The sequence below is a fragment of the Dysgonomonas sp. GY617 genome (genome assembly GCF_015233815.1).
GTDB lineage: Bacteria > Bacteroidota > Bacteroidia > Bacteroidales > Dysgonomonadaceae > Dysgonomonas_A.
The window spans coordinates 19,492-28,796 of sequence record NZ_JADCLR010000033.1; the positions used below are offsets into that span (position 1 = coordinate 19,492).

15 protein-coding genes and 2 pseudogenes are annotated in these 9,305 nt (G+C 36.4%); 3 read left to right on the top strand and 14 right to left on the bottom strand.

All coding sequences use genetic code 11. From position 1 onward, the window contains the following. Positions 1-6 precede the first annotated feature (6 nt). Complete coding sequence (locus IR022_RS19340) at positions 7-1,326, bottom strand: hypothetical protein (RefSeq protein ID WP_194204986.1); 1,320 nt, start codon at positions 1,324-1,326, stop codon at positions 7-9. A gap of 70 nt (positions 1,327-1,396) precedes the next feature. Next, the gene (locus IR022_RS19345; protein ID WP_194204987.1) at positions 1,397-2,284 is read right to left on the bottom strand and encodes a HEPN domain-containing protein; all 888 of its coding nucleotides are present in this window, start codon (positions 2,282-2,284) and stop codon (positions 1,397-1,399) included. A gap of 254 nt (positions 2,285-2,538) precedes the next feature. Here IR022_RS19345 and IR022_RS19350 point away from each other — a divergent pair, with 254 nt between their 5' ends. Then, positions 2,539-2,928, top strand: a complete 390-nt coding sequence (locus IR022_RS19350; protein WP_194204988.1) for a hypothetical protein — start codon at positions 2,539-2,541, stop codon at positions 2,926-2,928. A 109-nt stretch (positions 2,929-3,037) separates the two neighbouring features. Here IR022_RS19350 and IR022_RS19355 read toward each other — a convergent pair whose 3' ends face one another. From IR022_RS19355 to IR022_RS19365, 3 genes and pseudogenes are all read right to left on the bottom strand, one after another. After that, complete coding sequence (locus tag IR022_RS19355) at positions 3,038-3,229, bottom strand: hypothetical protein (protein ID WP_194204989.1); 192 nt, start codon at positions 3,227-3,229, stop codon at positions 3,038-3,040. Then, a pseudogene (locus IR022_RS20400) lies at positions 3,226-3,459 on the bottom strand (transposase); the annotation flags it as partial. The pseudogene IR022_RS20400 and the gene IR022_RS19355, both read right to left, overlap by 4 nt. A gap of 300 nt (positions 3,460-3,759) precedes the next feature. After that, a complete protein-coding gene (locus IR022_RS19365) occupies positions 3,760-4,050 on the bottom strand; it encodes a hypothetical protein (protein ID WP_194204990.1) in 291 nt (96 codons plus the stop codon). A 349-nt stretch (positions 4,051-4,399) separates the two neighbouring features. On the opposite strand from IR022_RS19365, the gene IR022_RS20405 reads away from it, so the two are divergent. Further along, positions 4,400-4,489 (top strand): hypothetical protein, encoded by a 90-nt coding sequence (locus tag IR022_RS20405; protein ID WP_410492830.1) that lies wholly within the window; start codon positions 4,400-4,402, stop codon positions 4,487-4,489. Between the two features lie 62 nt (positions 4,490-4,551). Continuing rightward, positions 4,552-4,770, top strand: a complete 219-nt coding sequence (locus tag IR022_RS19370) for a hypothetical protein (protein WP_194204991.1) — start codon at positions 4,552-4,554, stop codon at positions 4,768-4,770. 331 nt (positions 4,771-5,101) lie between these two features. On the opposite strand, the gene IR022_RS19375 is transcribed toward IR022_RS19370, so the two are convergent. The 9 genes and pseudogenes from IR022_RS19375 to IR022_RS19415 form a co-directional block, all read right to left on the bottom strand. After that, entirely contained in the window at positions 5,102-5,329 is a 228-nt protein-coding gene (locus tag IR022_RS19375) for a hypothetical protein (RefSeq protein WP_194204992.1), read from the bottom strand. 7 nt (positions 5,330-5,336) lie between these two features. Further along, a complete protein-coding gene (locus IR022_RS19380; protein ID WP_194204993.1) occupies positions 5,337-5,645 on the bottom strand; it encodes a hypothetical protein in 309 nt (102 codons plus the stop codon). Positions 5,646-5,683: 38 nt separating this feature from the next. After that, complete coding sequence (locus IR022_RS19385) at positions 5,684-6,262, bottom strand: SprB repeat-containing protein (protein WP_194204994.1); 579 nt, start codon at positions 6,260-6,262, stop codon at positions 5,684-5,686. A gap of 165 nt (positions 6,263-6,427) precedes the next feature. Continuing rightward, positions 6,428-6,514, bottom strand: a pseudogene (locus IR022_RS20410) (hypothetical protein); the annotation flags it as partial. Continuing rightward, positions 6,480-6,992 carry a SprB repeat-containing protein gene (locus tag IR022_RS19395; protein WP_194204995.1) on the bottom strand — a complete coding sequence of 171 codons (513 nt, stop codon included), beginning with the start codon at positions 6,990-6,992 and terminating at the stop codon, positions 6,480-6,482. The gene IR022_RS19395 and the pseudogene IR022_RS20410, both read right to left, overlap by 35 nt. 184 nt (positions 6,993-7,176) lie before the next feature. Next, positions 7,177-8,211, bottom strand: coding sequence for a SprB repeat-containing protein (locus IR022_RS19400; protein WP_194204996.1), 1,035 nt, complete (start codon positions 8,209-8,211; stop codon positions 7,177-7,179). Beyond that, positions 8,186-8,395 carry a hypothetical protein gene (locus IR022_RS19405; RefSeq protein WP_194204997.1) on the bottom strand — a complete coding sequence of 70 codons (210 nt, stop codon included), beginning with the start codon at positions 8,393-8,395 and terminating at the stop codon, positions 8,186-8,188. Before IR022_RS19405 ends, IR022_RS19400 begins: the two co-directional genes overlap by 26 nt. 22 nt (positions 8,396-8,417) lie before the next feature. Further along, positions 8,418-8,768 carry a hypothetical protein gene (locus IR022_RS19410; RefSeq protein WP_194204998.1) on the bottom strand — a complete coding sequence of 117 codons (351 nt, stop codon included), beginning with the start codon at positions 8,766-8,768 and terminating at the stop codon, positions 8,418-8,420. Beyond that, positions 8,713-8,991, bottom strand: coding sequence for a hypothetical protein (locus tag IR022_RS19415; RefSeq protein WP_194204999.1), 279 nt, complete (start codon positions 8,989-8,991; stop codon positions 8,713-8,715). Before IR022_RS19415 ends, IR022_RS19410 begins: the two co-directional genes overlap by 56 nt. Between the last annotated feature and the right edge of the window lie 314 nt (positions 8,992-9,305).

Genomic DNA, 9,305 nt, shown 5'->3' on the forward strand with positions numbered 1-9,305 from the left:
ATCAAATTAATTATAATTAATTGCTATTATGTTCTTTAACTTTCCATTTATCAAAACGGGTTCTCTTTTTAGATACATTGCGTTAGTTTCATAAGGTAGTTTATCCGCTTCCAATGAAATCTGTATTTTATTCAACTTTCCTTGCAGATTTAAAGAATATGCTTTTTCAAGAAATTCATCAAAAATAAACCCTGCTATTCGCAACTTAAAACACACTCGCTCTTTCAAATCAAGTAGATTTATAAAGTGAGTTTTTCTTGCTTTTTGCAATATATAATATTCATCAACCAAAGTTCTCAAATAGTAGTCTTCATAATTATTATCCCACTTTGGATAATGAATGTACAGACTTTCTCCTGTATCATATTCAAATACTTTCCTAAAATCCTCATTGTTTGTATTGCGTACAATTATAGATGTTGGATATATTATTCTACCGCTAAAGTCAGGAAAAAATTCTGTTGTATGAAGTACTCCTACTTGTTTTGCTCTTTCTACCCAAAGATTAAATGTATCAAAACTATATTCATAATGATAAATATTTTTCAAAAAATAATTAAGCCAATATTTTCTAAAACGACTTAAAACAGCATTGTAAGTATATTTATTAGCACCAAAGCTACCAGATAAATCATCCCCAATAGCTTCATCAGCCTTAAGCCTTTTAAGTAGAATTTCTTCTTCTTTTTCCAATGATACTGATTGCTTTTTTGTGTATTTTTTTATATCATCCTCTAATTTAAGTCTTAATGCATTAGAATAATCCAAAACATGTTGATTCGTTGTAAAACTTGATTTCTCAAATCCTAATTTTAAACCAGAATATACTGGAAAAATAAGAACCCCATTTTTTAATGTATTATCTTCATAACATAACTTTAATAACTGATGAAAAGAAAAATATTTCTCTTCCATCTTTTTCAACATGAAAAAATTGAAAGCAATTTTTCCTTTTCCTTCGTACTCATTTAAGGCTTCTTCTCCAGAGCTTGTCAAGTGAATTAGTGTTTTTTCTTCACTTACTTTATTATCTCTAACAACTAATTTATAATCTATTGATTCACTCAAAACTTGATGAAATGTATAAACAAATTTTACCATTTGATTTTTTGTCAGTTTTTCATCATCAATAGTTAATTTTTTATATTTGGATTCCCCAAGTAAATTTTTATTCTTTAGAATTATAAACTCTTTCAAGATATCTTCTTCAACAGAATACGATTTTATACTTTTTAGTAAAATGTAGAAATAGTCAAGGAAATAAAATTTCTTAACAAATGTAGGAGTAGAAACTATCTCTTTTTTACTATTAAATATATCGTCCATATAATTTTGAGTATAAGTACCCAAATTTAATATTAAATCTGCATGCTATCAATTTTTTAGGATATAAAGTTCACCCCCTCTCCCCATACTCCCCAATTTTCGCCTCACAAATCCTCTTTGTAATATCCCTCATCAACTCCACTTTAGGCAAAAGCGCATCAATATCCTCTTTGGTAACCACAAAATCAGGATCATAACGACCATTTACATAAGCCGCTTTGATAAGCTCAAAAAGCCGCTTCTCTTCTGTTGTATCCTGTGGAAAGACTTTGATAAACTCATTAGAATATCTCTTTACGGAGTTTAGCAATTTCGTCAGATTATGTTGTTTCGGGTTTTCCAGTGTATTGGCTAGGCGAATAGCATAAATATAGTTTTCACAGGCTTGATGAAGCATAAAAGATGCCTTTTTGTATTGTCCTTTTTGACAAAAATATTCTGTTGAATCTAAAAACTCATTACCACTCTCAAACTTATCATCAAAGTACTCCTGAGCCTGTTGCTTTATTTCCTCAAAGCTTAGTTTTCTTCTTCGGGCAAGTTTATGTTTTCCGCTATCATATAGAATAACACCCTCTTGCTTTATCTGTGTATAGAAATATCGCCCTTCATTCAGGTATTTATTCAGCTTCTTCATATCTTCGCTGATAAACTGAACAGGAGGTTGCCTATCAGGGTCTTTTGCCCTGTCATAATACAAATCTTCTATATTACTGAGTGACCTGATTGCTCCTCCATCCGATACACCGCTTGTGACAACCAGTATATCGTAATCGCTTACATAAAACTGTAGTTTCCCAAATTCATATTTTTCATCATACACCACATAGTCATTTCGGGCATAACTGCCGAAGAGGATTATCATCTCGGTTTGTTTTAGCCTTTGTAAAACAGACTCGACAATAAAATGTAAATCTCTCCGGTTGGTTGATGGTAAATATGATATGGACTTTTTCATTCGTATTACTTGTTTACTGCAAATTTAATGATAAAAGAGATATAAAATAACAAAAGAGTCTGTGACCCTAAAGATATTGAAAAAAAGAGAAACTAGGGTTAACTTTTTGTTTGTTAATTGTATATTTGTATCAACATCCTGCTTCTTGTCACTTCGACTAAAAATCTGACTGGCGACTCAACACCGCAGCGATATAAATTCATTTAGTATTTATATCGGCTTGCTTCTTATAATCAGGCTTAATGCGGACATCCATGAAAAATCAAGACAACAATCATGAAATTCTAATCGGGTATGCAAAATCCATGCTCGACTATTCATTTGAGGAACTTAAAAGAAAATCCATTCGTTATCCCATTCATTTAACAGTATATGTCGAAAACAATAAAATAGAAAAGGGTATTGAAGTCCGTTTCGACAATCAGCAAGCAACTATCTCATGCAGTTTCGACCAATACGACAGATGTAATATAGCCTTTCTTTTTTTCGATTCTCAGAGTAGTGAAAACAGTCTTATAAGATATCTGTCAAAATCATTCGGTTTTGATTATAGGGAAAATCACTGGTTGTTAGATAACTGCTGCTATCTGAAAATAAAACAGTCAAAAGATTTTTTCTGTTTTTATATTTTCACTGATAGATAATTGAATCAAGGCAAAGTTAAAGACTTTGCCTTGATTTACAATATTTACCAATTGGCTACTTGGTCAATTTCTTCAGTTTGTTATCAATCTGTTTGTTAACCTTCTCATTCTATTTGTTTACAGACTGATTATAAACTTTCTGACTAATTAACGATTCAAACTCAAGCACATTCCTTTTGATACTATCCCTATATTGAGATCTTTCGGCATAGAATTTATTCAAATAAAGTAAATGCTCCTGAGAAACACCTCCTTTCAACTGTACATACCTGTATTTAATATAATCGTGTATGGGCTTCATCTTTTAATAATAGCAAAGACTCTTTGTATCAGCTTATTTCTAACATTGTTGGTAATGACTCTTTCGAGTTTCCCTTTTTCCTTAAGCCTTAGCCGATAATTACGCAGTTCAGGATCGAAACATACAGCACATTTTGCAGATTGGGTTAATAGTGCGTTCAATCTTTTGCTTGCAATATGGCTAATATGTGAACCACCCCTGACACTTGAACCTGAGGTTTTCTCAAAAGGGACAACACCACAACAATAGCAGGCATATTATCTACTATTGGAAAACTTCGTAAAGTTATTGGTAGCAAGGATAATAGTAATTGCATTTACCATAGTATTTTTATCCCGGATAGTACGATTCTCTCGGGCTGCAACAAGAAGAGCATTCCGGTTTTTGATCAATCGCTCCCTGAAGGAGAAAAGCTGTTTTAAGGCTATTGTATCCTTTGTCCGGTAGAGTGTAGGATTTAGCTTTATCTGAAAAGCGATAAGCATACATAGCTATCTCATAAGAATCAGTTTTATCAGTCTTCCCTCTTTTTATTCTGGTTGAGTTCTTGATCTATTGGGGATCTTCAAGCCAAAAAAACATTTTTTATGAGCCAGATAATTGCAAAGACGCAGATTGTAAAGACCTGTATGTTCTCCACAGAACAGCCAGTCTTTTTTAGGTAATTGAGTATGTTCTTTGATCCACTGGATAAAACGAGAACAGCCGACTTGATTGTTCGTAAAGATTTCATGATGTTTAGCATTCAGATTGTCTCTGTGGAAAAGGGTTGCATCAAACTTATTCTTCGAAAAGTCAATACCGATAAATACTTTTTTCATAAAAACATAATTTATTGTTTGACAATTGAGTTAACCGAAAGCTGATTTTAACCTGGTACTTTAATAGGTCTTTCCTTACATTCTATCTGGCTCGCTCAGCTTAGTTGATGGAGATCTGACTCGGAGAATAGATATTAATATCTGAACCGATGACTTGTTCATCTCCATTATTATCAAGCTGTCCTCCGGGATTGCACTACTGCGGTTAGCAGCTATCCTCTCAAGTTTAGGCGTATGGAAAACCACTCCCGTTTCTCGTTGGTCGCAGTTTTAAAGAGAAGAAATAATTAAAATAGAGTTGAAATTATGATAAAAGATTCATATAAAAATACAGCTTAAAGAGAAAATTATCAGTGCTCGGATTTCGGGTATTGAATATATGGCTTTAAAGAAAAGGGCAAAAGATGCAGGTGTAAGCCTGAGTAAATTTGTACGTTAGTTTTACTGACTGGAAAAGTGGTACAGAGGCTGGAAGATGGAGGTTATATTTTCCTTGAAAGCATGAATAAAAAAAATAACAACGAGAAGTTTTCTTCTTATGTATTTCTGAATGATGAAAAAGACAAAGTTTTTTCGTCTAATAAGAATCCGGATAGGTTTGTTTATTATGGGAGGTATGAGATGCATATCAGGGATAAAATTCTGATAGAGTCAGGCTACGTCACTAAAGCCAAAGTCAAATGGTATGGTATAGGAACTTTTGCTTATCCTTACCTCTAGAAAGAAAACAAAGCGGAAGCCGGGTATAAGGAGGCATGGAGAGATCCACGAGTACCGAAAAAAGAAGAAATGGAAAATAAGTCGCAAAAGGAAATTTTTGGTAAGAATCCAATCATCAAAAAGAAGAGATCCAAAATGGGATAGCACAAAATAATGTCCTGTTAAATTGTAAAATTATATATAGAAAAACTACAAAAATATTACAACAATTTTTCTTTCACAACAAGTAGTTCTCGAAATATTTACAATCTACGTATTTACGAAAATCTCTCCAGATATCCCATTTTTGGAGAAAAATCTGGAGAGATTTATTGCATAAAAGGTTCTTTATTTACTGTCTGCTGAAACTGATTTTCGCGATAGCTTTTGTCGCTTGGAAGTTTACAGGATCATTAATACCCAGCTCAATCAATTTATCCAGTTCCAGATCATTGTAATCTTCGGCATAATCCCGTTCTATTATTAATATTTCGTTATCCACTGTTACTTTCAGAGAATACGCCTCGTCGCCATCCTTTATAGTTAGCGTTCCGTTATTGAATGTATAAGTTCCTGTCATCGGCGTTTCATCTTCGTACGATGATCGAACTGTACATCTGCTTTAAATTCAAACCAAAAGCCAACATAACTATCAACCCCTTTTGAGAGTATGTTCCTTTGGGTTGGTTTTGTATCTTTGAGGTAAATACACCGTAGGCATCAAAAGCGTCAGTGCTTGTTATTACTGTACCGGAGCTATTCTTCCAGATAATATCGTAGTACGGTGCGGAGGTATTCATCGTCCCTCCGGCTACTTTGATTGCTATTTCTCCATCAGAACGCCCAAATCCGGATACATTGATTCGGTTTGTTTCTGTAATGGATAAAGGAGCCATCGGCTGGGTTAATATAATTTCATCGACATTATCTCCGTTTATTTTTGCATAGCAATTGTTTGCATCAAGAATATATACACTATATTTCCCATGATAGAGGTTATCCAGATAAAACGTATATCTCCCGTATTAACCGAATATTCCCTGTAAGCCGTATCAGCTCCTTCTTTTTTGCAAAAAAGTTTATAGCCTCCCGTCCCTCCGGATACACTGATATGGATAAACCCTGTGTTTTCGCCATAACATCCTATATTCCGGGTTGTAAGCGTTGTAATAAGCAATGCAGGTTGTGTGATTTCAAAAACTGCCGACTCGATGGTATTGGCCGGGCTGCTGGCATCTTCGATCCTTACCTTATAAGACCCGGCGGGACGGTTTGACAGGATACTGTCGCTTTGATTCGGGATAAGTGTAGCATTTCCGTTTACAACCTTATACCATTTATAGTTATACGGCATGCCTGAGAAACTGCCGGATACGCCGTCTCTTACATGAGCCACGAACTGCCCCGTTTCTTCTCCAAAGCAATAGACTCTATTTGTATTTTCCAACTGTAAAGTCAATGCTTCCGGTTGGATAACCGTAAAGCTTATAGTTACATAACAGGCATTGGCCACACCTGTGTAATTCCTGTCTTTTACTTCTACCGTATAAATACCATTGGAAAGGTTTTCTATCTTCGAGGTAAAGATATTGTCCGTTTCTGTCGATTCGCTGCTTGTTATCGTTGTTCCCGAAGCATTTTTCCATGTTATATTGTAAAACGGCGCTGACGGATTAGGTGTTCCGCCTTTTACCTGTATGGTAACGCTTCCGTCGGAACGACCGAAACCGCTAACCGGCTTTACAACAGTATTGCTTATCTCCAGAGCCTGCGAGGGTTGGCTGATGGTGATCTGCGCAACGTCGTTTTCTCCTACCGGGGCTCAGGGTAAACACGCTTCCCTGCGGGCTTAGCGGCTGGCCGTAGACCGCGTCGTCTTTCAGTTTATAGTAGAGCTTGTATCCTCCGACACCACCGGATACATCAGTACGGATCGATCCATTATTACCGCCAAAACATGTCATATCCTGTCTGGTCAGGGTAGGGGCTAATGCAGATGGATGGTCTAAACTGAATTCTTTTCCGGCAATATTTACTATGCGGCTACGGTCTTTGACTTCGACTTTGTAATCGTCTTTACCCAGGTTCGGGGCAACGCTGTCGGTATAGGAAGGTATGGCTTGATAAGTTGTCACATTTTTCTTATACCACTGGTAGGTATAGGTTTGTCCGGCAGATAAAACTCCTCCACGGGCGTGGGCAACCAGTTCTCCGTTGGCGTCACCGTTACAAAGTATTTGCAAGGTATTTTCGATAGTAACAACCAGTTCTTCGGGTTGGTCTATCGTGATTTCATCGGTAAATGTACAGTTATTGGCGTCTTTAATCTCTACGGTATAAGTCCCGGCAGGGATATTCTTAGCTGTCGTCCTGAATTTTGCTCCCGAAGGATCGTTCTCGAGGGTTGTAACCAGCTGGTTAGTATTTTTATTTCCAGGTAGCGGTATAACTGTTTCCTGTTAACGGTGTTCCCCCATCGCCTTCCAGTGTCACTGAACCGTCGCTCCTGTTATAACCCGAGGGTTCCGTAGAAGACAGAAAAGCAAAAACCAAAGCTTTAGTTGGTTGAACAAGGGTTTCCGTGCGGGTAATTATATTACCATCCTGACCTCGGAGTTCACAGTCGTGAGTGTCGATGACGTAGTATTCGTATGTGCCGGGCTGTAGATTGGACAGGCTGGTTTGGGTAGAAGACGTAAATGCTGTTGTTATATAACTCCCGCCCTGTTTGCGCCAATGGAGTTTGTAACTGCCATCTCCTCCGGAAGATGTGACGGTGATAGAGCCGTTATCAGCTCCAAAACAGGTGATATCTGTTTTGCTCGCAGTCGAATATATAAGAGGAAGGAAGCTTTCTATCTTCCCCGTTTTTTTATAGTCCAACCCATCTGAGTAAGTCGTATTACCATTATAAAAACCTGATACCTGGATTTCATAATTGCCGGCGTCCAGATTTTCAAGGTAAAAACTATTATCGCTACCTATTGTTGGGTCGGGAACATTACCAATAGTCTGGGTGGTCAGATTTTTATAGTCTACGAACAATCTTTCACCGGACAGTAAAGGCCTGTCCAATTGGACTTTTAGTTTTCCGTTTGCCGCTCCATGACAGATTTTATCCGTAGCTGTAACACCCAGGATACGGGGAGAGGATTTCTTAGATGTAAAATCAATAGTGTTGGAAGTTCTGTTACTGCCGGCACAGCTACCCATATTCACCCGGATATATACAGGCTTTCCTATATCGCTATCGGAAAGAAAATCCATTCCTCTTAATCTAAGGGTAGGCTGGTTATTGTATGTCGAGGAAAAGGATCTGAAATCATAAGCATTTCCGACAGAGAATTCCCAATTATAATATGGGTTATCGATATTATCCGATAAAGATATTGTCAAATATCCGTCATCGATAATATATCTATTGCTTTCAGTCGTGTTATTTAAGGATATTATTATTGTCATTTTGTCGTATTAAAGCAATCCATTGCAGACCTTCGGTTCTGCTCCCCCCGCAATCGCTGCCTTCACCATCAACTCTACCACTTACATTTATCCGATAAGTAGATGTGCCATACACTGTACTTTGTCCCTGGGAGTTTGCAGTATATAAGATGACAAATAATAAAATTAAATATATTTTTCTCATTAATCTTGTGTTAGATCGATAATCAGTAACTTACAATAATGCTTTTGGGTTTCGACGGTCTGCCTTCTTCGGTAATATATAGAATCGTGTAGGTGTAACTGTTACCCGGAGATATTATTTCATCCGTAACTCGTGTTTCAGACGGCTCCAATTCTTTCCACAGAGTCATCTTTTCATCTTCTGCGGCTTTATATATCCTGTATAGTTTTGCTTTTTCATGCTTTTTCCATGATAATTCGATATAACCTTTGTCTGTATCTGTATAATAAGTTAGACCTGAAACTTCAGCGGATGCTGTATTCGACTTGATTTCAACTTCAAGCGGTTGTGGTGAAAATGATTTCTTCCCATCTGAACCATATCCAAAATTCATCAGCTTTGGGTTCGTCTCCTTCCAAAAGTGCCCCTATAAAATAAGGTGAATCTTTGCACCCAATCACATCAACCCCGGTTTCAAGAACTACCATTAATGAATAGATTGCATTGGGCTTGTTAAAATATTGTCTTCTGACAACATCCCCAACCTCTAAGCCTTGTGTTTTCTTAGAATCCGGACCAATCTGAATCTTATATCTGTTATATTTATAAATTGCCATTTTAAATGTTTATAATTTCTCCACCATATCACCGCAACAATCGTCGCTTATCCACAGAGAGCCATTTTTGCCATATAAAAAGATATTTAATATCCAATTATTACATAAGAGTATTTGAAATCATAAAGTAAGCAAAAAAGTAACTCAGAGACTGTTATACCATAAGTAAGGAATTCAGGCTAGCTAAATTGACAATCAGCTGCCTAATCCATTATATATAGTTCAATTTTCATAAAACAGAGCTGAATTTAGTCCTTATTCCCCAATTAACAACAAGTTATGATATACATTAAATTTAAAATAAAGCATCAATA